This window comes from Pseudomonas triclosanedens (assembly GCF_026686735.1).
GTDB classification, from domain to species: domain Bacteria; phylum Pseudomonadota; class Gammaproteobacteria; order Pseudomonadales; family Pseudomonadaceae; genus Pseudomonas; species Pseudomonas triclosanedens.
Genome location: NZ_CP113432.1, coordinates 1,548,517 through 1,568,705, shown reverse-complemented (window position 1 = coordinate 1,568,705; position 20,189 = coordinate 1,548,517). Strand labels below are relative to the sequence as shown.

The window sequence follows — 20,189 nt, the reverse complement described above, 5'->3', positions numbered from 1 at the left end:
AGTCCCCCATCATCGACTCGCCCGGCGTCCTTTCTGATTCGGGTCCATGCTTGAGGGCAGGAGGAATTCCCCATGAGCCTCAGCGTCTTCGATATGTTCAAGCCCGGCGTCGGGCCTTCCAGTTCGCACACCGTCGGCCCGATGCGGGCCACCCGTGAGTTCGTCGACCGCCTGCGGGCCAATGGCCGGCTGGAGCGCACGAAGGCCGTCGAGGTGCATCTCTACGGTTCGCTCAGCGCCACTGGCAAGGGCCACGCCACAGACCGCGCGTGCCTGATCGGCCTGCTCGGCATCGATCCGGCGGAAGCCGACCCGGCCAGCCTGGCACCGCAGGTGAACGACATCCTCACGCGCCACCGCCTGCGCCTGGGCGGCATGCACGACATCGATTTCGACCCAGCGCGGCACCTGGTCTTCCACGACGACAGCCTGCCCGCACATCCCAATGGCTTGCGCCTTTTGGCCTTCGACGCCGCCGGCAAGGACATCGACGAACGCGTCTGCTACTCCGTCGGCGGCGGTTTCGTGGTGGACGAGGCGGACTTCAACACCGACCGCGCCCTGCCCGACAACCCCATGCCCTACCCCTTCCACAGCGCCGAGGAACTGCTGACGCTGTGCCACCGGCACGGTTTCAGACGCATCAGCGACCTGATGTGGGCCAACGAGCTGGCCGTACGCAGCGAGACGGAAATCCACGCCGGGCTCGCCCACATCTGGGACGAAATGCAGGCCTGCGTACGCCGAGGGCTGGAGACCGAAGGCACGCTGCCCGGCGGACTCAAGGTGCGTCGTCGTGCCCCCATGCTCCATCGCCGGCTGAACGAGGCCGACAGTGGCAACCTGATCGCCAGCACCCTCGGCGCGATGGACTGGGTGGACCTCTGGGCGCTGGCCGTCAACGAAGAGAACGCAGCCGGCGGACGGGTAGTGACCGCGCCCACCAATGGAGCGGCAGGCATCGTTCCGGCGGTGTTGCACTACTACGCGCGCTACGACACCAGCGCCAGCACAGATGCAATCGAACGCTACCTGCTCACCGCTGCTGCCATCGGCATCCTGTGCAAACTCAACGCGTCGATTTCCGGCGCGGAGGTCGGCTGCCAGGGTGAGGTCGGCTCTGCCTGCGCGATGGCCGCCGGCGGCCTGGCGGAAGTGCTTGGCGGCAGCCTGGAACAAGTGGAGAACGCCGCCGAAATCGGCCTGGAGCACAACCTCGGGCTGACCTGCGACCCCGTCGCCGGGCTGGTGCAAGTGCCGTGCATCGAACGCAACGCGATGGCCTCGCTGAAGGCGATCAACGCCGCCCAACTGGCCTTGCGCGGCGACGGCCAGCACCTGGTATCGCTGGACAAGGCCATCGACACCCTGCGCGATACCGGGCGCGACATGATGGACAAGTACAAGGAAACATCCAGGGGCGGCCTGGCGGTGAACGTGATCGCCTGCTGACGGGCCGGTTCATTGCGCGTCCCGAGACAAGCCTTTTCGCACCGGGAGAAAGTCGTTAGCTAGCTTTCTTTTTCCTTGTCTTCGGGCTAACGTCGCTGCGCCAGAACAACAAATTCCGCTCCGAAAGCCCCTGCGTTGACCTCCGCCCAAGCAGCCTGGCGCATTGCCTGCCATGCTCTGTAGCGGTCCTTTCGGCCCCCCTACCGTGTTCAGCCCGACGACTGGAGACTCCATGAACCTGTCGCTCCTAAGCCGCTACGCCTTTTTCGCCGCGTGTGTCCTGTTCACCCTGTTCAGCCTGCCCTTCCTGGGCCACGACTGGGTCTGGCCCTTCACCCTGACGACCCTCGCCCTCAGCGTGCTGGGCATCTTCGACCTGTTGCAGGAACGCCACGCGGTACGCCGCAACTACCCGATCCTCGGCAACATCCGCTATCTGGTCGAAGCCATCCGCCCGGAAATCCGCCAGTACCTGCTCGAAGGCGACCAGGAAGCGCTACCCTTCTCGCGCGCCCAGCGCGCCCTGGTGTACTCGCGGGCGAAGAACGAGACCGCCGACAAGCCCTTCGGCACGCTCATCGACGTCTACCAGTCGGGCTTCGAATTCATCGCTCACTCGATCCGCCCGGCCCCGGTGGCCGACCCATGCACCTTCCGCGTCACCGTCGGCGGCCCGGAGTGCAAGCAGCCCTATTCCATCTCGGTGTTCAACATCTCGGCGATGAGCTTCGGCTCGCTGAGCGCCAACGCCATCCGCGCGCTGAACAAGGGCGCCAAGATGGGCGGCTTCATCCATGACACCGGCGAGGGCAGCATCAGCCCCTATCACCGCGAGTACGGCGGCGACCTCACCTGGGAACTGGGCAGCGGCTATTTCGGCTGCCGCAACGACGACGGCAGTTTCAGCGCCGAGCGCTTCGCCAGACAGGCGGTCGACCCGCAGGTGAAGATGATCGAGATCAAGCTCAGCCAGGGCGCCAAGCCCGGCCACGGTGGCATCCTGCCCAAGCACAAGGTGACTCCGGAAATCGCCGCCACCCGCGGCGTGCCCCTGGGCCAGGACTGCATCTCGCCGTCCTCGCACAGTGCCTTCAGCACACCCAGGGGGCTGCTCGACTTCATCGTGCAGCTACGCGAGCTGTCCGGCGGCAAGCCGGTGGGCTTCAAACTGTGCATCGGCCACCCGTGGGAATTCATGGGCATCGCCAAGGCCATGCACGAGACCGGCATCCTCCCCGACTTCATCGTCGTCGACGGCAAGGAAGGCGGCACCGGCGCCGCGCCACTGGAGTTCACCGACCACATGGGCCTGCCGATGCGCGAGGGCCTGCTGTTCGTGCACAACACCCTGGTAGGCCTGGGCCTGCGCGACAAGATCCGCATCGGCGCCAGCGGCAAGATCGTCAGCGCCTTCGATATCGCCAGCGTGCTGGCAATGGGTGCCGACTGGGCCAACTCGGCGCGCGGCTTCATGTTCGCCATCGGCTGCATCCAGTCGCAGAGCTGCCACACCAACAAGTGCCCAACCGGCGTGGCCACCCAGGACCCACTGCGCCAGCGCGCGCTGGTGGTGCCGGACAAGGCCGAGCGGGTCTACAACTTCCACCGCAACACCCTCAAGGGCCTGGCCGAGATGATCGCCGCCGCCGGCATCGAGCATCCGTCGCAACTGGAAGCCAGGCACCTGGTGCGCCGCGTCTCGGCCACCGAGATCCGCCTGTTCTCGCACCTGCACTACTTCCTCAAGCCCGGCGAACTGCTCTCGGGCAACATCGAAGGCGAGTTCTACGAACGCATCTGGCGCATGGCCCGCAGCGACAGCTTCGACGCGCTGGCCGGCTGACACCGCAACGAAAAAGGCCCCGGCAACCTTCACCAGGTCGCCGGGGCCATTCAAAGACATCAGATGGTGCGCGAGAAGCGCTCGCTCTGCCTGCCGCCCAGGTAGGCATCGAACGCCATCGCCACGCTGCGCATCATCAACTGCCCCTGGGGCAGCAACACCAGCGCATCGTCCTGCAACGCCACCAGCCCGTCGCCAACCTGCTCCTGCAACTGGCGTAGCGCATCCGCGAAATACTCCGTGAAGCGAATGCCGTGGCACGACTCCAGCGCCGGGTAGTCCACGCGGCCGTGGCACATCAGCGCGCCGATCACCTCGCGGCGCAGGCGATCGTCGTCAGTCAGGCGGTACCCCTTGTGCACCGGCAGCAGCCCCTCGTTGATGCGGGCGTAGTACTGCGACAGCTCTTTCACGTTCTGCGCGTAGGTGTCGCCGACCTTGCTGATCGACGATACGCCCAGCGCGATCAGGTCGCAGTCGGCGTGGGTCGAATAGCCCTGGAAATTGCGCTGCAGCGTGCCGTTGGCACGGGCCACGGCCAGCTCGTCACCGGGCCGCGCGAAGTGGTCCATGCCGATGTAGAGGTAGCCCTCCTGCGTCAGCCGGCGGATCGTCAGCTCCAGCAGTTCCAGCTTGCGTTCCGGCGGCGGCATGTCCTCGCGGCGGATCAGCCGTTGTGCGCGCACGCGCTCGGGCAGGTGCGCATAGCTGTAGGCGGCGATACGGTCGGGGCGCAGCGCGACGAGCTTGCCCAGGGTGGCGTCGAAGCTTTCCACCGTCTGCAGCGGCAGGCCGTAGATCAGGTCCACGGAGACCGACTTGAAGCGCGCCTCGCGGGCGGCCTGCACCAGATCGAATATCTGCTGCTCGCTCTGCACACGGTTGACCGCGGCCTGGACCTTTTCGTCGAAGTCCTGCACGCCGAAGCTCAGGCGGTTGAAGCCCTGCGCACGCAACTCGGCGATACGTTCGCGGCTGATGGTGCGCGGATCGACCTCGATGGAAAACTCGTGGGCGTCGCTCTCATCCAGGTTGAAGTGTTCGCGCAGGCAATCCATCAGCTCGCAGAGCTGCTCGCCGGTCAGGTAGGTCGGGGTACCGCCGCCCAGGTGCAACTGGGTGAGCTTGCGGGTGCCGTCGAACAGCGCCGCCTGCATGGCGATCTCGCGCTTGAGGTAGCCGAGGTACTCGACCGCACGGTGGGTCTTGCGGGTGATGATCTTGTTGCAGGCGCAGTAGTAGCAGAGGCTCTCGCAGAACGGGACATGGATGTACACCGAGAGCGGCTTGGACGGTGCCTCGTTGCTGCGCCGCGCCGCCGCGCGGTAGTCATCGGCGGCGAAGGCGCCGTGAAACTGCGGTGCGGTGGGATAGGACGTATAGCGCGGGCCGGGGCGGTCGTACTTCTCCACCAGCGCGCGGTTGAAACTCATCGGTTCGGGCATGACACGGGCTCCTCAGGCGCAGACAGCCCGTCGCTGCCGGCGCCCCAGCACGATACACAAGTCACGCTACACCGCTGCTGTGCAGGATCAAGAACCCGCAACGGCCCGGCCTGATCGACGGTTGCACGAATCTTCCAGACAGCCAGCGCACGCGCGCTATTCTGTCCGACCGGGCAAGCGAGGCGAAAACGGCCCATGCACAAAGACAACTGGATCGACCTGCTGCAGGATGCCGACACCGGCATCCAGAGCCTGCGCGCGCACTTCAAGGGCCACGCCTACGACCCACACTGGCACGACAGCTACCTGGTCGGCTTCACCGAATCCGGCGTCCAGCAGTTCCGCTGCCGGGGCGAGCGCCACATCAGCACCGCCGGCAAGGTGTTCTTCCTCGAGCCCGGGGACATCCACGACGGCGACGCGCCCACCGAAGGTGGCTTCACCTACCGCATGCTCTACCTCGACGCGCCCTGGCTGGAACGCGAGATCGCCACGCTGTTCGAGGAAGCTCCAGCCAACTGCCAGTTGGGCGTGCCGCAATTGCTGTTCGACGACCCGCTGCTGGTGCGACGCATCGACGAAGCCTTCCAGGCGGTACACGCCGCTGACCTGAAGATCGTCCGCCAGAGTGCCATCGACGACCTGCTCGACGGCCTTACGCGGCGCCTGCAATGGCGCCAGCGCAGCGCCCTGCAACCGCAACTGCCGCTGGTGGCGCAACGCGCACGGGACTACCTGCACGCCAACCTGACGCAGGACATCGGCCTCGACGACCTGGCCCGCGCCTGCGGTTGCGACCGTTTCCGCCTGACCCGCGCCTTCAAGCTGGCCTTCGGCCTGCCGCCGCACGCCTACCTGATCCAGCTACGGCTGGCCCGTGCCCGCCAGTTGCTCGGCCGTGGCATGGCACCGGCGGACGTCGCCGCCGACCTCGGTTTCGCCGACCAGAGCCACCTGGGCCGCTGGTTCCGTCGCGCCTATGGGGTCACGCCCGCCTACTACCGCAAGCGCTGCTCACAGCTCCCAGACTGAGCCCGCCGCGCTGGCGAGAATGAGGCTTCCGCCGATTCACCGGAGCCACCTCGGCCACATCAGCCAATGGCTGCCATTCTGCTGCTCGCCGTCGTTGCCGCGAACACTCCCGGCCCGGCGCCCCTGCCGGTGTTCAGCAACGGCGCACGCTTGGGCTGGAGCGCGGCGCTGCCGATCATCCTCGGCGGTTGCGCAGCGGCCACCATGCTTGTGCTGGCCGTGGGCTGCAGCCCCTGAGCTTCAGAAAATGCCGCCGCGCAGCAGAAAGGCGCGCAGGTGTTCGATGAACGAGTGAATCCTGCGCGTAGCCCGGCGGTTGCTGGGGTACACCGCGAGAATCTGCGCGCCGAAGGTATCCGGCTCGAAGAAGAAGTCATCCAGCACCGTCACCAGGCGACCCGAGCGCAAGTGCTCCAGCACACTCCAGCGCGGACACGGCAGCAACCCGTGCCCAGCCAGGCAGGCGGTCAGCAGCACAGCCTGGTTATCGCTGCTCAGCCGCCCGCTGCGCGGCGTCGAATAACGCTCGCCGTCCACCTCGAACCACCAGCGGTCGTCCAGCGCCGGGTGGCGGTAGACCAGGCAGTCATGCTCGGCGACCTCCCGAGGGTGCTGCGGCACGCCCCGCCGCGCCAGGTAGGCAGGGCTGGCGCAGAGGGCGATGCGGCTCTGCGCCAGGGGCTGGGCGATCAGCCCCGGCAGATTGCTGTTGCCCATGCGCAAAGCCAGGTCGTAGCGCCCGTCGAGCAGGTCGAGATAGCTGTCGGACAGATCGACCTGCAAGCGAACATCCGGGTTCTGTTCGAGGAATTCGGCGCAGGCCTGGTCGAGAAATACCGGCCCGACGATCAGAGGCCCGGTGATGCGCAGCACGCCCCGCAGGCTGTGATGCAACTGGGCAATTTCTTCGGTGGTCTCGCGCATCCGCGCCAGCACTTCGCGGGCACCATCCAGGTAGAGCTGGCCAGCCTCGGTCAGCGACATGCTGCGCGTGGTGCGCTCGAACAACCGCGCACCCAGCTCGATCTCCAGCAGCCCGATGGCCTTGGTGACGGCCGAAGGAGTCTTGCCCAGCCGCTCTGCGGCGCGGCTGAAGCTGCCGGTTTCGGCACTGGCGACGAACATCTCCAGGCTGCTGAACTTGTCCATATTCGTTCCAAACGTTCACAAGTGTTATGAGCGATAGCGCCTTTCGAGCCGCCGGCCGCCTCGATAGCCTCTTGTGCAGACCAATAAAAATCAACCGGTACACAAGGGGAAGTCATGCATACGTTGCTCAAAGGCGCGCTGGCGGTTGCCATTGCACTAAGCACTTTGGAAGCACAGGCACAGAACGCAGACCTGATCCTGCTCAACGGCAAGGTCTTCACCGCCGAACCCGGCCAAGCGCTGCAACAGGCTGTCGCGGTAGCGGACGGCAAGGTCCTGCGGGTCGGCTCCAACGATGAGATCCGCGCCCTGGGCGATGCCGCCAGCAAGGTCGTCGACCTGGGCGGCAAGGTGGTGATGCCGGGCTTCATCGACAGCCACTCGCACTCCATCTTCGGCGGCCTGGAACTGATCTCCGCCAGCATGCAGGACGAACAGCTCGAACTGGATGCCTTCGTCCAGCGCCTCGGGCAGGACCGCGACAGCGGCAAGGCGCGGGTTGGCGACATCGTCGTGATGAACGGCATGAACTCCACCTACTGGTCCCAGGCCGACGGCCTGGCCAAGCGCCTGAACCGGGGCGAATGGGCCAACCTGCCGGTAGTGCTGATCGGCAGCGACCACCACACCGCCTGGGCCAACGCCGCCATGCTCAAGCGCGCCGGCCTCGACGCCAAGCGGGTACGCGGCCTGAGTGAACTGGAGCAGCGGAACGTCGCCCACGACAAGGACTTCAACCCCACCGGTTTCGTGGTCGACTCGGGCTTCGACCTGGTCGCCGCCGCAATGCCGGCCGCCGACGCGAAGACGATGGACCGCGCGGGCGTCGCCGCCGTGAAATACAACAACAGCCTGGGTATCACCGCCTGGATGGACCCGGCAGCCAACGGCAGCCCGGGCGATGCGCTGTTCAACATCAAGCCCACCGAGAAGACCGTCGGCGTACTGCCGGTGTACCGCGACCTGGCGCGCGAAGGCCAGCTCACCGCGCACGTCGCGGCGCTGCTGGTGGCCAATCCGAAGAGCCGCCCGGCCGACCTCGACACGCTGGACAAGGTGCGCCAGCAGTTCCAGGGCATTCCCAACCTGACCCTGCCAGGCATCAAGGTCTTCGCCGACGGCGTGATCGAGTACCCGGCCCAGTCGGCCGCGCTGCTGGAGAACTACAAGAACAGCCACAAGCCCGGCGAACTGCTGATCGATCCGAAGCATTTCGGCGAACTGGTCAGCGCTGCCGACGCCCGTGGCTGGCTGGTGCACATCCACGCTATCGGCGATCGTGCGGTGCGCGAATCGCTCAACGGCATCGCCCAGGCGCGCAAGGACCGGCAGAGCGGCATCGCCCACTCGATCACCCACCTGCAACTGGTGAACCCGCAGGACTTCCCGCGCTTCAGGCAACTGGGCGTGATCGCCTCGATGCAGCTCGACTGGGCCACCGCCGAGGCCTACACCGTGGAGCTGGTGAAGCCTTACATCGCCGACGATGCCTACCGCTACATGTACCCGGCGAAGTCGCTGCTGAACAACGGCGCGGAAATCGCCGGCGCCAGCGACTGGCCGGTGTCCACCCCGGACCCATTGAAGGCGGTGTACCAGGCGGTCACCCGCCAGGGTCAGGAAGGCGTGCTCATTCCCGAAGAGCGGGTCGACCGCCAGACCATGTTCTACGCCTACACCCGCAACGCCGCGCAGGCCATCGGCCTGGGCCAGAAAATCGGCAGCCTCGCCCCCGGCAAGCAGGCCGACCTGGTCGTGCTCGACCGCGACGTATTCACCGTGCCCGACCAGGAACTGGCCGAGGCCCGCGTGCTGCGCACCCTGTTCGAAGGTCGCGAAGTCTACCGCGCCGACGACGTACCGGCTCTCTGACGAGCCGGGCTCCCGCGCCGGGGTCCGAACAGCCCCGGCGCCTTGCCCGCCAGCCCAGCCCCCACCTCGCCTCCCGGCAACGCCGGGAGGGCTGGCGCTGCGCGGGATTTTTCGCACTGCCCCACAGACAATCACAACAAAGGGACATCCGCATGAACCGCCCGCAATGGCTTATCGGCGCGCTGCTCGCGTGCGCACCGCTCACTCCGGCCCTGGCCGTTGAACTCAACCAGGACTTCGCCCTGCAGATCGACGCCACCGTCGCCAGCGACTACCGCACCCGCGGTATCTCGCAGACCCAGGGCGACCCCGCCGCGCAACTCGGCCTGACCCTGCAGCACGCCAGCGGCCTGTATCTGGGCGCCTGGACCTCCAATGTCGACTTCGGCTACGACTTCAAGACGCGCCAGGAAATCGACTACTACGGCGGCTGGTACTGGCAGGCGAATGACGAGGTAAGCCTGGACCTGGGCTACATCAAGTACACCTATCCGAAGGAAAGCCAGTTCAACCAGAGCGACGTGTACGCCATTCTCCATGCCTATGGTTTCGAGGTGGCGGCCTACTACGGCGACGACTACCCCACCTACTTCGGCGACCGCCAGGCCAACCTCTACACCTACGTCGCCTATGACGCGGAACTGCCAGCCGAATTCAAGTTGCGCATGCGCTACGGCCGCAACGATGCCAAGGACCCGCTGTACCTGTCGGCCAGCGGCGATACCCGCGACACCTACCATGAATGGGAAGTCAAACTGAGCCATGAACTGGCAGGACTGGACTGGGCGGTGAGCTACATCGACACCGATCTGTCCCAGGCCGAATGCCTGAACACCTTCGGCTTCGAGGACGCCTGCACGGCCACTGTGGCAGCCAGCGTCTCGAAGACCTTCTGAAGCAGGCGCTGCGGACACATTCGCGCCGCTTCCCTCACATGGGCGCCGGCCTCAGCCGTTGGCCAGCGAGTACAGGTTGTACTCGACCCAGCCAGGCCCCAGGCGCCCTTCCCCCACTGCCAGCAGATGGTTCAGCCAGCGGTAGCGTTCATCGCCTACCTCGAAGCGCGGCTGGATCATGAAATAGGTGTCGCCGAACTCGGTGCTCTCGCCACGGGAGACCGAGGTGATGATCTTCGGATTGGCCACCAGCAGGCCGTTGTGCTGCATGAGAATCCGCGCGCCGTCCTGGGTGCGCAACACCAGGCGCACTTCCAGGTGCCAGCCGCCGTCGTTGTCCACCAGGATCCAGTCACCGCCGCCCGGCAACACATCCCCGCTCAGGCGCCGGCCCTGGAAGGTGCCGCCACCGGCAGCCGATATCAGCCGCTGCCCCTGCGGCACCCGGCCGATATCCACCGGCACGCTCGCCTTCACGTTCATGCTCATCAGAGGCTCGAGTTTCATCCACAGCTCCTGCGCAACATCCTCATAGACGCATGAGTAAAGCAGCCGACCGCCGCTCCGGCCACGTCGCTCCTCAACCGAAGCGGTAGCGCAGCAACCGCCCCATGCGGCGCAACGCCGGAATCGCCAGGGTGATCCGGTAGATCAGGCGCATGCCCAGCGACAGCCGCGATATCTGCACCGGATCGTAGGCGGCGACGGCCTCGACGAAACGCAGCGCGGGCACCTGTGCTACCAGATCAGCGGGATCATCCAGGCCCCAGCGCAGGATGGCGCCGGTCTTGCGGATCATCGGGTTGCGCTGCAGCAGACGGATACCGAAGCGCGTGTAGCCATCGAAGACCAGCTCGCCACTGCCGCAATGAGCTACCAGCGCGCGCAGCAGCCAGGGCACCTGCCCTGCCTCCACGTAGGGCAGCACACCCTCGGCGACGATCAGCACCGGACGTCCCGTCGGTACCGCGCGCCACCAGTCCGGCGCAGTCAGCGCAGCCGGCAGCAGGTGACAATTCTCCCGAGCGGGGTACAGGCGCTCGCGCAAGGCGATCACCTCGGGAAAATCGACCTCGAACCACTGCACCGTCGACGGCGGGTCGATGCGGAACACTCGGCTGTCCAGCCCGCACCCCAGTTGCAGGACCACCGCCTGCGAATGCCGGGCGAGGAAGTCGCGCACCCAGTCATCGAACAGCTTGGCGCGCAGTGCGATGCCGACCTGCTCGGCGCGGCCGATGTGCAGGCGCTCGAAGTCATAATCGATGCGCTCCAGCGTCTGTCGGGCGAGGTGATCGTGCAGCAGGCTGTCCGCCAGCTCGCACTCCTTCGCCTTGGCGTAGAGCGTGATCAGCAGGGTCTCCGGCGTACCACGCAGGCCGATGCGTTCCACGTCACTCGTGCAGGTAATAGAGCTTGTTGATGATCGCCCACTGCGAACCGACCCGCAGCAGCGACAGGTAGTCGGTGAAGCGCATGCCCATGAAGTCGTCCGTCACCTTGGCCACCGCGCTGTCGCCGGTTATATCCAGCGACTTGAGTTCCCACACCGGCGGCGCGCCTTCGGCGGGCGGCGACTCGGCCTTGATCGCGCCGATGAAGTCGTCCAGCGAGGCCCACTCCAGCTCGCCGTGGTAGTTGCCGATGATCTTGCAGGATGGATGGAACGCCTGGCGCAACCGCGCTTCATCGGCGAACGTCATGCCCTCCACGTAGTCCGTGAGTACTCGGTTGATGGCGGCGCTGTCGGCCGTGTAGTTGCTCATCTGTGCTGCCCTCCCTGCCGGTGCGCCCGGCCATCCGAGCAAGGCTAGCACCGCCCCCCGGCCGCGCCGCTGGCGGCGACGACCGGGGCTGCAGAATGGCCTCAGACCACTGCGAGATGCCGCTTGCGGGTCGGCGGCGGAAAGGCGGCGTCGAGGCTTTTCAGGTCTTCGGCGCTCAGCCTCAGTTCCAGGGCGGCGGCGTTGTCGCGGACGTGCAGCAGATCTACGGCTTTGGGAATGGCAATCACGCCCGGCTGGTGGATCAACCAGGCCAGCGCCACGCGCGCGGGCGTTGCGTTGTGGCGGGCGGCGATCTCCACCAGGCTCGGATGATGCAGCAGGCGGCCGCCCTGTCCCACCGGGCAGTAGGCCATCAGCGGCATGCGCTGCTCCTGGCACCAGGGCAGCAGGTCCCACTCGATGCCACGCTCCTCCAGGCTGTACTGCACCTGATTGGTGGCGCACGCCGGCTCGCCGAGTTCGCGCATGTCGTCGAGATCGAAGTTGGACACGCCCCAGCGGCGGATCTTGCCGGCCTCGCGCAGACGCTCGAAGGCTTCCACGGTTTCCTCCAGCGGATACTGGCCGCGCCAGTGCAGCAGGTAGAGGTCCAGGCAGTCGGTGCGCAGGCGTCTGAGGCTGCGCTCGCAGGCATCGGGAATGCCGCGCCGGCTGGCGTTGTGCGGGTAGACCTTGCTGACCAGGAAAAGCTGGTCGCGCAGACCGGCGATGGCCTCGCCGACCACCTCTTCCGAACCGCCCTCGCCATACATCTCGGCGGTGTCGATCAGGGTCAGGCCGCGCTCGATGCCCTCGCGCAGCGCCGCCACTTCCCGCGCACGCTCGGCGCGGTTCTCGCCCAGGCGCCAGGTGCCCTGGCCGATGGCAGGAACCTGGGTGCCATCGGCGAATGCCACTGTATTCATCTCGTGTTCCTTGTCGTTGGGTTCGGGGATCACGGGGCCAGCCGCCATCAAGGCGGCGGACCGATGATGGTAGCGCAGCGCTCAGGGTTTCGTGTCATGCAGCGCCTGCGCCAGTTCGCGGACGGCCCGGCCGCTGTGTACGCCGGGGAACAGATGGGTGAAAGGCAGCGCCACGAAGCGATCCTCACGCACCGCGCGCAGCCGCGAGAGCGCGGGATCGGTGCGTAACGCGCGGATTTTCTGCGCAGCAGGAGACCAGAGCGCGTCAGCCAGCAGGATCACATCCGGATCACGCGCCAGCAATTGCTCGACGTTGGCGGTGAAGCCTCGCAGGTCGACGTCCTCGAACAGGTTGCGCGCACCGGCGGCGCGCAGCAGTTGGCTGACCATGCCCCGGCCACCCTGGCTTTGCAGATCGTTGTCGAAACTGTCGAGGTAGAACACCCGCAGCGGCCTGGCACCAACAGCGATCTGCGCGGCGCTCTCCAGTTCGCGGCGCTGGGCCTCGATCAGCGCCTGCGCCGTTGCCTGTTCACCCAGCAGTTCGCCCAGCGTGGCCAGGTCGGATTCCACACCGGCGAACAGGTCATCCCGGTGCACCGGGCAACCGCCATCCAGCAGATAGCTGGCGATACCGCGGCCAGCCAGTGCGCCGCGCGACAGGCTGCCGAAGTCGAAAGCCGAGACGAAGCCCGCCACCACCAGATCGGGCCTCAGCGCATATACCGCCTCCGCCGACGGGTACTTGCGGGCGACCAGCGGCACGCCCCGGTAGCGCCCGTCGCGCACGGCGATGCCGTCGTCGTCGAGATAAGCGACGCCAATCAGCCGTGGCCCGGCGCCCAGCGCCAGCAACAGGTCGGCGGCGTGCTGGTTGAGGGCGAGGATGCGCTGCGGCGGCGCGGCCATGCGCCAGTTCTGGCCACAGTTTCGATAGTCCCCGGCGATAGCGTTCCCGCCGCCGAGCAGCAGCGCCAGGGCCAGCAGGCGAACGATGTGCGTCACTGGTCGTCCTCCACACGCAGCGCGGCCACGGGCACGCCGTCGCGCAGGTGCTCGTGGACGATCAGGCAGACCTGCTCGTCGCTGTGCACGCCATACCAGACGCGCTGCGGATACACCGTGAGAATCGGCCCCCGGTTGCACGGAAACTGGCAGCCCGTGCGAGTGAGCAACGCGCCACCGGCGTTCTCGTACAAGCCCAGGCGTTGCAGCTCGCGGCGCAGGGTTTTCCACAGCGGCAACGCGCCCCGCCGCACGCAGCGCGGCCCGGTGCAGAGGAACAGGTGATGACGGTGCGGCGGCGGCGCGGACCAGTCCGGCTGCGCAGCTACCGCGCCCACTCCGCGGCACGCGACCTGCTGCGCGGGATCATCGATGGCCGCCAGCACCGCCGCGGTGTCCAGGCCGCGCCGGCCCAGCGCCGAGGTGGTGACCTGCGGCGCCTGCGGATGCTCCTGTGCCAACGCCGCCACTTCGGCACGCAGCCAGTCGAGGTAGGCACCGTCGGCGGTGGGTTCGAGGTCCACCAGCAGCAGCTCGCGGGGCTCCCCAAGCAATGTCCGGATGCGCGCCCACAGCCCGTCGAAACCATCGCTGGTGTCGATGCGCTCGACAGGCCTGGCGAGCCGGGATGCCACATCGCGATGCAGGCGCTCGCCCTGGATGCCGTGCAACGGACCGACCAGCAGGATCGTCATGTTTCGCGCCTCAGAAGGTGAAGGTGTAGCGCAGCTCGGCGGTGCGCGGGCGGCCCAGATAATCGACCTGGCGCAGACCGTTGGAGGTACGGCCTGTGGCGTAGTCGCGGTCGAGCAGGTTCTCCAGCAGCAGGCTCAGGCGATGCTGATGGGCGCCATCGAGATAGCGGAAGGCATCGCCATCGAGCACGGCATAGTGGCCATAGTCGTCGCCCTGCGCGCTCATCATCGAGCCGACATAGCGCGACGCCACTCCAACGCCCCAGAGGTCGTCCTGATAGCCCAGGCGAACCCGCGCGAAGAAATGCGGGACGTTGTTCACCGTCACGCCGTCGCGGCTATCCACCAGGTTGCGCGTGGCGTCCGCCGAAACCTGCCAGTTGCGGCCGAACTGCCACTGGCCGTTGGCCTCCACGCCGCGCACCTCGATCTCACCATTACCGTTCACCCACTGATCGCCAGCCAGGGTGATGAGGTCGGTGATCTCGCGGCGGAACAGCGTCATGCTGCCGCTCCACGGCTGGTCGAACAGCGAACCGGTGTAGTCCAGGCCCAGCTCGGCGTTGCGGCTGCGCTCGGGCTTGAGGTCGCGGTTGCCCATCTCGTCGCCCGGTTCGTTGACGAACAGTTGCTCGGCGGTGGGCAGCTTGAACGCGGTACCGAACTGGCCGCGCAGCTTGAGCCGCTCGCTGAGGTCATAGAGCGAGGTGAGCATCCACACGGTGGCGCCCTCGCCGCCGGACATCTCCTCGCGACGCACGCCCAGGCTCGGATGCCAGTCCGGCAGCGCGTCGATGCGTGGGCGCAACTGGGCGTACAGCGCGTGGGATTCGGCCTTGTCGTTGTCGATGATCAGCACATCGTCCTGGCCCTTGTACCACTGGTTGTCGTTGCCGAAGACCAACTCGTGGCCGCCAGCCAGACGAGCCTTGCCCTCCAGTTGCGCACCCCAGTCGGTGAAGCCCCAGTAGTCGTTGTGGTTGAGCGTCCGGGTGCCGCCACCTTCGAGGTTGTAGACGCGGGTATAGCGGGTATCCCAGTCGTTGATGTGGGTCTTGGCGAACCAGCTGAAGTCCTCGCCCAGGCTCTGCTGGAAGGTGGCGGTGGCGATCTGCTGGACACGGTCGTTGGTGGTATGGCGGTTGGACGTCGGACGGGCGAAGTCCAGGTCAGCGTCGGCGTACTGGTAGAACAGCTCCAGGCGCGAGGCGTCGCCAAGAGCCTGGACGGCCTTGCCGCCGAACACGTTGACGTTGTAGGAGCGGCGCTTGTCGCTGACCGTGTCGGTCATGTCGCGGTCGCGGAACGGCTGGTAGCCATCGGAGCGGTTATGGCTGACGTAGGCCATCAGGCCGAGGTCGCCCAGGCCGTTCTGCACGACTTTCTCCACGCGGGTGTCGCCGCTGCGGCCCTTGAAGGTGTCCAGGCCGAGGTTCACCTCGCCGGCGGTCTGGCGGCTGTGCGCGCTGCGGGTGACGATGTTGATCACCCCGGATACAGCCTGGGTGCCGAACAGCAGGCCCTGGCCACCCTTGAGCACTTCGATGCGTTCCACCGCGGTGGTCGGCAGGGTGTCGAGGTAGATGCCGCCGTACAGGCGATTGTTCAGGCGCACACCGTCCAGCAGGATCAGCGTGTCGTCGTTGCGCCCGCCGAGCAGCGAGTAGGTGCCGTAGTCGAACGGGCCGTTCTTCGGCACCACGAAGAGCCCTGGCACGTACATCTGCAGGACGCGGGTGATGTCGGCGCTGGGGCCGGCGCGCTCGATCTGCTGGCGATCGACGACCTCCAGCTTGCTGCCGTAGAGCGCCATGTCGGCGACGGTGGTGGACTCCACCGAAGGCGCGCTGACGATCTCGTCGGCAAGGCTCAGCGGCGCCGCGTCCAGCGCGGGGCTGAGGCACAGGCAGGCCAGGGATAACGAAGGAGTCCAGCGCGAAGCGCGCAGGGAATCGGGGAAAGGGAAGTGCAAGGTGATCGCCTCGAAATGGATATTTCGCAGGCGGCGCAGCGACACCCGGAACGAGCGTGCCCCGGGAACCGGCTCACGCCCGCCCACCGCGGGTTTGCCAAACTCGTTCCGGGCCGGTCTCCGGGCTTGCGAGGGTCCTGGGGCATCCGCCTTCCCATGCCGTGGCACAGTGGCTCGATGGATGCTCCGCTCGCTTACCGTTGCGGGGGCAGCGCCGGACTGATCGCACGAGGGCGACGCACCGGCTTCCCGTTTCACCCTGCGCACGGCGGCGTAGGGCACCTGAAACGTCGGAAATATGAACACTCGGGGCGGGAAAGCGTCAAGGTCGCGGCTTGCCGCCGGGCAGGCCGAGGGCGGGCGGCACCCTTGGCGCGCCGGCTACGGATGTGTTTCGAAACCTGTCAGTGCCAGGGGTCGTAGGTGCCGAAGCTCCAGATATGGCCTTCCGGGTCACGACAGGTGAAACCCTGGCCGCCGTAGTCCTCGTCCTTGATGTCGATGACGATCTGGGCGCCACCAGCCACCGCCGCGCGGTACAGCACCTCGGCATCCTTCACCACCACGTAGATGCTCTGGGTGCAGCCGCCAACCTCGTCGGGCTGGCGCATCAGGCGGCCGTATTCGTTGTCATGCAGCGAGCCGAGCATCACCAGCCCGCTGCCATCCTCCAGCACAAGCTGCGCATGGGCGATGCCGCCATGCTCGTCGGCCACCACCAGTTGCCGCTGGAAGCCGAAGGTAGCGCACAGCCAGTCGATGGCACGGGGCGCATCGCGGTAGCGCAGACAGGGAATGATGCTGGGGCGGACAGCGGCAACGGGCGTGGGCATGGCGATCTCCGGCACGGAACGGCAGCGATGCTTCCAGCATAGCCAGCCACGCCCGGCCGCTCAGCGCTGCGCGGCGACCAGCAGCAGCATCGGCCGCTCGCGCTCCTCGGCCAGCGCCGGGTCGGCCTGCACCTGCGAGGCGCTCGGCCCCCAATCCTCCACATGACGCAGGCTCAGGCCGGCGCCCAGCAGCGCGTTGAGTACGCTGCCGAGGGTGCGGTGGTACTTGAGCACGTCGGTAGCCAGCCAGTCGGTGCGGCGCTCGCCTTCTTCCTGGTAGTGGTCCACCGGCCAGCAGCGCCGGCCGTCGGCATCGACTATCCAGCCGGGCTTGAGCGAGGCCATGTAGATGGGGTGCTCGATGGAAAACACCAGGCTGCCGCCGGGGCGCAGCGAGTCGTGCACGTTGCGGAAGAAACGCGGCAGGTCCCGGAGGTAATGCAGTGTCAGCGAGCTGTAGGCCAGGTCGAAGGCCGCTGTGGGCAGGTCGAGCTGGTCGAGGTCGGCGTGGAAGTAGCTCACCTGTGCCGCCCCGGTGGTCTGCCGCGCGCGCTCAAGCATCTTCTGCGAGACGTCCAGCCCACTCACTGCGCGGGCGCCCTGTTGCGCCGCGTAACGGCAGAACCAGCCGTAGCCGCAGCCCAGGTCCACTACGTCCAGGCCCTCCAGAGGCGGCAGCAGCGCGCGCAGCGATGCCCACTCCGGCGCGCCGTCCAGGCCATGCAGCGAGCGCGGCAGTTGCGCGTAGCCGGCGAAGAAGTCGGGGTTGTCGTAGATGTTCTGCGCCATGAGTGGCACCTCCCTTTCCTCAGTGCGAAGGGTCGATTGTCGGAGCCAACGGCACGAGCGACAACCCAGGGAGATCAATGTCCGTCCATGCAAGCGCAATTTCCTGCAAGACCGGCACGGTCGCAGCCCCTAACCTGCGAGCAACAGCCGATGAGGAGAACCCGCATGACACAACGCCAACCGATCAACCTGCAGGAAAAGCTGGCCCGCCTCGACGAAGCCTGGCAACCGCGGGTGATCGCGGAGATGAACGACTACCAGTTCAAGGTGGTGAAACTCGACGGCGACTTCGTCTGGCACAGCCATGCCGATACCGACGAAACCTTCATCGTGCTGGAGGGTGAATTGCGCATCGACTTCCGCGACGGCCCGGTAACCCTGCGCGCCGGCGAGATGTACGTGGTGCCGCGCGGCGTCGAGCACAAGCCGTTCGCCGAGCGCGAGGTAAAGCTGATGCTGATCGAGCCGCGCGGTGTGGTGAATACCGGTGACGCCGGTGGCGAGCGGACGGCGGAGAATGATCGATGGATCTGAGCGCCGCTCTGTCCGCGCCTGGCGCTCCAGCAGGTCAGGATGGACGCCCAGTGCCTTCGCGACTTTTCCCCGAGTGGGCCTGCGTGGCCGGACGGCAGCTTCCTGCTGGGCGTGGGCGGACTGACTGATGCCGATTCGCTCGGCCATCTCGGCCTGAGTCAGCCCCAGGTGCCTGCGTCACGCGCCGATGGCGGTCAGCCCCGGGCCGCAACCTCAACCTGTCGCGCACCGAACCGCTTGCGGTAGTCACTCGGTGCCATTCCGGTGATCTTGCGGAAGGTGCTGCGGAAGGTACCGGGGTCCAGGTAGCCGACGCTGAAGGCGATGCGATCGACCGTGCCGTTGGTGAACTCCAGCAACTCCCGCGCTTTGCCGACCCGCAGGTGCTGGCAGTACTCGGTGGGCTTCAGCCCGGTGGCCGCACGGAAGCGGCGGAGGAAGGTGCGCTCCTCGAGGCCCGCCTGGGCGGCCATCGCCGGCAGGCTGACGTCCACCGCGCCATTGGCCTGCAGCCAGTGCTGCACCTTGAGGATCGCCGCGTCGCCATGCCCCAGCAGCGGCGCGAAGTTGCTGCCGCAGTGCTGTGCGCTGTCACTGTGCTCCACCACCAGGAAGCGCGCCGTGCGCGAGGCGATGCTCGGGCCGAGAAGCCGGTCGACCACCCGCAGGCCGACTTCCGACCAGGCCATCAGGCCGGCCGAGGTGATCAGGTCGCCGTCGTCGACGATGGGCTTGTGCGGCTCCAGACGCACCTTGGGAAAGCGCCTGGCGAAGGCCTCCGCGCCACTCCAGTGGGCTGTTGCGGAGCGGCCATCGAGCAGCCCGGCCTCGGCCACCAGCAGCCCGCCGATGCACACCGAGCCAATGATCGCACCGGCACCGTGGCGCGCCGCCAGCCACTGGGTGAGATGATGCACCGGCGTAGCTTCCGGCAGCCCGAACAGCGATGGCGGCACCAGGACCGCCGCCAGCCGGCCATCGCTGTCGTCCGGCCACTCCGGATGAGTATCGAAAACCCGCCGCGGCTCATCGCCCGGCTCCGCCGCCCAATGGCTGATGCGCAAGCCCGGCAGCCGCGCGCCCGCCTGCTCGCCGGCGATGCGCTCGGCCACCGTGAACAGGTCGGTCAACCCGTGCAGTGCCGCCGTCTGTACGCCCGGATAGAGCAGCAGGCCGATTTCGATGACGGACCGTTGCGCAACCATTGTCACTTTACCCCTCGTTAATGTCGTTCCAACTGATCCCCGAAGCGGGCACGCGGGTCGATACTGGCGCCACATCCCAACCACGCCAGAGGACACGGAACATGGCCAGGCAAGCGCTCATCCTAGTGGATATCCAGAACGACTACTTCCCCGCCGGCAAATGGCCGCTGGTCGGCATCGAAAACGCCGCCGACCAGGCAGCCAGGGTGCTTGCCGCCTTCCGCGAGCGCGGCGATCTGGTCGTCCACGTGCGGCACGAGTTCACCCGCGACGACGCACCGTTCTTCACCCCCGGCAGCGAGGGCGCGAAGATCCATCCAAAGGTCGCCAATCTGCCGGGCGAGCCGGTCGTGCTCAAGCACTTCGTCAACTCGTTCCGCGATACCGACCTCAAGGCGATCCTCGACCAGCACGGTATCGAATCGCTGGTAGTGGTGGGCCACATGAGCCATATGTGTGTCGATGGCGCCACCCGCGCCGCCGCCGACTTCGGCTATCCGGTGACGGTCCTGCACGACGCCTGCGCCACCCTCGACCTGGAGTTCAATGGCGTCAAAGTACCGGCCGCGCAGGTCCACGCCGCCTACATGGCATCGCTGGCGTTCGCCTATGCCGAGGTGATTTCCACCGCGCAGTACCTGGACCGCTGAGCGGCCCTCGCGACGGGGGGCAAAGCGCCTCCCTTCGCCACCTCGGGGTGAGCGAGGGCACAAACGCGCGGTCGACGGAACGGGACGTGAGGCACCGCCCAACACTCAGGAGGCTTTCCGCTATC

General features: G+C 66.9%; 20 protein-coding genes, 1 pseudogene and 1 riboswitch. Of the genes and pseudogenes, 8 read left to right on the top strand and 13 right to left on the bottom strand.

Annotated features, from left to right (window positions below; genetic code table 11):
- The first annotated feature begins 72 nt into the window (after positions 1 to 72).
- A complete protein-coding gene (locus tag OU419_RS07390; RefSeq protein WP_254471653.1) occupies positions 73 to 1,452 on the top strand; it encodes an L-serine ammonia-lyase in 1,380 nt (459 codons plus the stop codon).
- A gap of 232 nt (positions 1,453 to 1,684) precedes the next feature.
- Positions 1,685 to 3,295, top strand: a complete 1,611-nt coding sequence (locus OU419_RS07385; protein ID WP_254471654.1) for an FMN-binding glutamate synthase family protein — start codon at positions 1,685 to 1,687, stop codon at positions 3,293 to 3,295.
- 59 nt (positions 3,296 to 3,354) lie between these two features.
- On the opposite strand, the gene hemN is transcribed toward OU419_RS07385, so the two are convergent.
- Positions 3,355 to 4,740 carry an oxygen-independent coproporphyrinogen III oxidase gene (gene hemN, locus OU419_RS07380; RefSeq protein ID WP_254471655.1) on the bottom strand — a complete coding sequence of 462 codons (1,386 nt, stop codon included), beginning with the start codon at positions 4,738 to 4,740 and terminating at the stop codon, positions 3,355 to 3,357.
- A 195-nt stretch (positions 4,741 to 4,935) separates the two neighbouring features.
- On the opposite strand from hemN, the gene OU419_RS07375 reads away from it, so the two are divergent.
- Positions 4,936 to 5,772 carry an AraC family transcriptional regulator gene (locus tag OU419_RS07375; protein ID WP_254471656.1) on the top strand — a complete coding sequence of 279 codons (837 nt, stop codon included), beginning with the start codon at positions 4,936 to 4,938 and terminating at the stop codon, positions 5,770 to 5,772.
- Positions 5,773 to 5,838: 66 nt separating this feature from the next.
- Complete coding sequence (locus OU419_RS07370) at positions 5,839 to 6,009, top strand: hypothetical protein (protein ID WP_254471657.1); 171 nt, start codon at positions 5,839 to 5,841, stop codon at positions 6,007 to 6,009.
- Between the two features lie 3 nt (positions 6,010 to 6,012).
- On the opposite strand, the gene OU419_RS07365 is transcribed toward OU419_RS07370, so the two are convergent.
- Positions 6,013 to 6,921: a LysR family transcriptional regulator gene (locus OU419_RS07365; protein ID WP_254471658.1), complete on the bottom strand. Its 909-nt coding sequence runs from the start codon at positions 6,919 to 6,921 to the stop codon at positions 6,013 to 6,015.
- Positions 6,922 to 7,035: 114 nt separating this feature from the next.
- Here OU419_RS07365 and OU419_RS07360 point away from each other — a divergent pair, with 114 nt between their 5' ends.
- Together OU419_RS07360 and OU419_RS07355 are read left to right on the top strand one after the other, a co-directional pair.
- Positions 7,036 to 8,793 carry an amidohydrolase gene (locus OU419_RS07360; RefSeq protein WP_254471659.1) on the top strand — a complete coding sequence of 586 codons (1,758 nt, stop codon included), beginning with the start codon at positions 7,036 to 7,038 and terminating at the stop codon, positions 8,791 to 8,793.
- A 152-nt stretch (positions 8,794 to 8,945) separates the two neighbouring features.
- Positions 8,946 to 9,689 (top strand): TorF family putative porin, encoded by a 744-nt coding sequence (locus tag OU419_RS07355; RefSeq protein ID WP_254471660.1) that lies wholly within the window; start codon positions 8,946 to 8,948, stop codon positions 9,687 to 9,689.
- Positions 9,690 to 9,740: 51 nt separating this feature from the next.
- On the opposite strand, the gene OU419_RS07350 is transcribed toward OU419_RS07355, so the two are convergent.
- The 9 genes from OU419_RS07350 to OU419_RS07310 all read right to left on the bottom strand — a co-directional run bounded on the left by OU419_RS07350 (position 9,741) and on the right by OU419_RS07310 (position 17,675).
- On the bottom strand, positions 9,741 to 10,196 hold the full coding sequence (locus OU419_RS07350) for a DUF3237 domain-containing protein (RefSeq protein WP_254471661.1): 456 nt from the start codon (positions 10,194 to 10,196) through the stop codon (positions 9,741 to 9,743).
- 73 nt (positions 10,197 to 10,269) lie between these two features.
- Positions 10,270 to 11,082: a class I SAM-dependent methyltransferase gene (locus tag OU419_RS07345; protein ID WP_254471662.1), complete on the bottom strand. Its 813-nt coding sequence runs from the start codon at positions 11,080 to 11,082 to the stop codon at positions 10,270 to 10,272.
- Between the two features lies 1 nt (position 11,083).
- Positions 11,084 to 11,455: a nuclear transport factor 2 family protein gene (locus tag OU419_RS07340; protein ID WP_254471663.1), complete on the bottom strand. Its 372-nt coding sequence runs from the start codon at positions 11,453 to 11,455 to the stop codon at positions 11,084 to 11,086.
- Positions 11,456 to 11,556: 101 nt separating this feature from the next.
- Positions 11,557 to 12,381 (bottom strand): aldo/keto reductase, encoded by an 825-nt coding sequence (locus tag OU419_RS07335; RefSeq protein WP_254471664.1) that lies wholly within the window; start codon positions 12,379 to 12,381, stop codon positions 11,557 to 11,559.
- An 81-nt stretch (positions 12,382 to 12,462) separates the two neighbouring features.
- Positions 12,463 to 13,386, bottom strand: a complete 924-nt coding sequence (locus OU419_RS07330; protein WP_408004927.1) for an ABC transporter substrate-binding protein — start codon at positions 13,384 to 13,386, stop codon at positions 12,463 to 12,465.
- Entirely contained in the window at positions 13,383 to 14,081 is a 699-nt protein-coding gene (locus OU419_RS07325; protein ID WP_254471665.1) for a (2Fe-2S) ferredoxin domain-containing protein, read from the bottom strand. The genes OU419_RS07330 and OU419_RS07325 overlap by 4 nt, the downstream gene beginning before the upstream one ends.
- A gap of 10 nt (positions 14,082 to 14,091) precedes the next feature.
- Complete coding sequence (locus OU419_RS07320) at positions 14,092 to 16,053, bottom strand: TonB-dependent receptor plug domain-containing protein (protein ID WP_408004926.1); 1,962 nt, start codon at positions 16,051 to 16,053, stop codon at positions 14,092 to 14,094.
- 94 nt (positions 16,054 to 16,147) lie between these two features.
- Positions 16,148 to 16,354: riboswitch (cobalamin riboswitch) on the bottom strand.
- A 103-nt stretch (positions 16,355 to 16,457) separates the two neighbouring features.
- On the bottom strand, positions 16,458 to 16,886 hold the full coding sequence (locus OU419_RS07315; RefSeq protein WP_254471666.1) for a VOC family protein: 429 nt from the start codon (positions 16,884 to 16,886) through the stop codon (positions 16,458 to 16,460).
- 60 nt (positions 16,887 to 16,946) lie between these two features.
- The gene (locus OU419_RS07310) at positions 16,947 to 17,675 is read right to left on the bottom strand and encodes a class I SAM-dependent methyltransferase (RefSeq protein WP_254471667.1); all 729 of its coding nucleotides are present in this window, start codon (positions 17,673 to 17,675) and stop codon (positions 16,947 to 16,949) included.
- Between the two features lie 165 nt (positions 17,676 to 17,840).
- Between OU419_RS07310 and OU419_RS07305 the strand changes: the two genes are divergently transcribed.
- On the top strand, positions 17,841 to 18,209 hold the full coding sequence (locus tag OU419_RS07305; RefSeq protein WP_254471668.1) for a cupin domain-containing protein: 369 nt from the start codon (positions 17,841 to 17,843) through the stop codon (positions 18,207 to 18,209).
- Positions 18,210 to 18,296: 87 nt separating this feature from the next.
- On the opposite strand, the pseudogene OU419_RS28890 reads toward OU419_RS07305, so the two are convergent.
- Both OU419_RS28890 and OU419_RS07300 read right to left on the bottom strand, forming a co-directional pair.
- Positions 18,297 to 18,356 (bottom strand): annotated as a pseudogene (locus OU419_RS28890) (hypothetical protein); the annotation flags it as partial.
- 47 nt (positions 18,357 to 18,403) lie between these two features.
- Positions 18,404 to 19,414: a GlxA family transcriptional regulator gene (locus tag OU419_RS07300; RefSeq protein ID WP_254471669.1), complete on the bottom strand. Its 1,011-nt coding sequence runs from the start codon at positions 19,412 to 19,414 to the stop codon at positions 18,404 to 18,406.
- 101 nt (positions 19,415 to 19,515) lie between these two features.
- Between OU419_RS07300 and OU419_RS07295 the strand changes: the two genes are divergently transcribed.
- Positions 19,516 to 20,064, top strand: coding sequence for a cysteine hydrolase family protein (locus OU419_RS07295; RefSeq protein ID WP_254471670.1), 549 nt, complete (start codon positions 19,516 to 19,518; stop codon positions 20,062 to 20,064).
- Positions 20,065 to 20,189: the final 125 nt, after the last annotated feature.

Bases quoted from the DNA above. Each gene is read 5' to 3' on its own strand.
- hemN (WP_254471655.1), bottom strand. From the start codon at position 4,740: ATGCCCGAACCGATGAGTTTCAACCGCGCGCTGGTGGAGAAGTACGAC.
- OU419_RS07390 (WP_254471653.1), top strand. From the start codon at position 73: ATGAGCCTCAGCGTCTTCGATATGTTCAAGCCCGGCGTCGGGCCTTCC.
- OU419_RS07370 (WP_254471657.1), top strand. From the start codon at position 5,839: ATGGCTGCCATTCTGCTGCTCGCCGTCGTTGCCGCGAACACTCCCGGC.
- OU419_RS07385 (WP_254471654.1), top strand. From the start codon at position 1,685: ATGAACCTGTCGCTCCTAAGCCGCTACGCCTTTTTCGCCGCGTGTGTC.
- OU419_RS07350 (WP_254471661.1), bottom strand. From the start codon at position 10,196: ATGAAACTCGAGCCTCTGATGAGCATGAACGTGAAGGCGAGCGTGCCG.
- OU419_RS07305 (WP_254471668.1), top strand. From the start codon at position 17,841: ATGACACAACGCCAACCGATCAACCTGCAGGAAAAGCTGGCCCGCCTC.
- OU419_RS07295 (WP_254471670.1), top strand. From the start codon at position 19,516: ATGGCCAGGCAAGCGCTCATCCTAGTGGATATCCAGAACGACTACTTC.
- OU419_RS07365 (WP_254471658.1), bottom strand. From the start codon at position 6,921: ATGGACAAGTTCAGCAGCCTGGAGATGTTCGTCGCCAGTGCCGAAACC.
- OU419_RS07375 (WP_254471656.1), top strand. From the start codon at position 4,936: ATGCACAAAGACAACTGGATCGACCTGCTGCAGGATGCCGACACCGGC.
- OU419_RS07310 (WP_254471667.1), bottom strand. From the start codon at position 17,675: ATGGCGCAGAACATCTACGACAACCCCGACTTCTTCGCCGGCTACGCG.
- OU419_RS07355 (WP_254471660.1), top strand. From the start codon at position 8,946: ATGAACCGCCCGCAATGGCTTATCGGCGCGCTGCTCGCGTGCGCACCG.
- OU419_RS07315 (WP_254471666.1), bottom strand. From the start codon at position 16,886: ATGCCCACGCCCGTTGCCGCTGTCCGCCCCAGCATCATTCCCTGTCTG.
- OU419_RS07360 (WP_254471659.1), top strand. From the start codon at position 7,036: ATGCATACGTTGCTCAAAGGCGCGCTGGCGGTTGCCATTGCACTAAGC.
- OU419_RS07325 (WP_254471665.1), bottom strand. From the start codon at position 14,081: ATGACGATCCTGCTGGTCGGTCCGTTGCACGGCATCCAGGGCGAGCGC.
- OU419_RS07340 (WP_254471663.1), bottom strand. From the start codon at position 11,455: ATGAGCAACTACACGGCCGACAGCGCCGCCATCAACCGAGTACTCACG.
- OU419_RS07335 (WP_254471664.1), bottom strand. From the start codon at position 12,381: ATGAATACAGTGGCATTCGCCGATGGCACCCAGGTTCCTGCCATCGGC.
- OU419_RS07300 (WP_254471669.1), bottom strand. From the start codon at position 19,414: ATGGTTGCGCAACGGTCCGTCATCGAAATCGGCCTGCTGCTCTATCCG.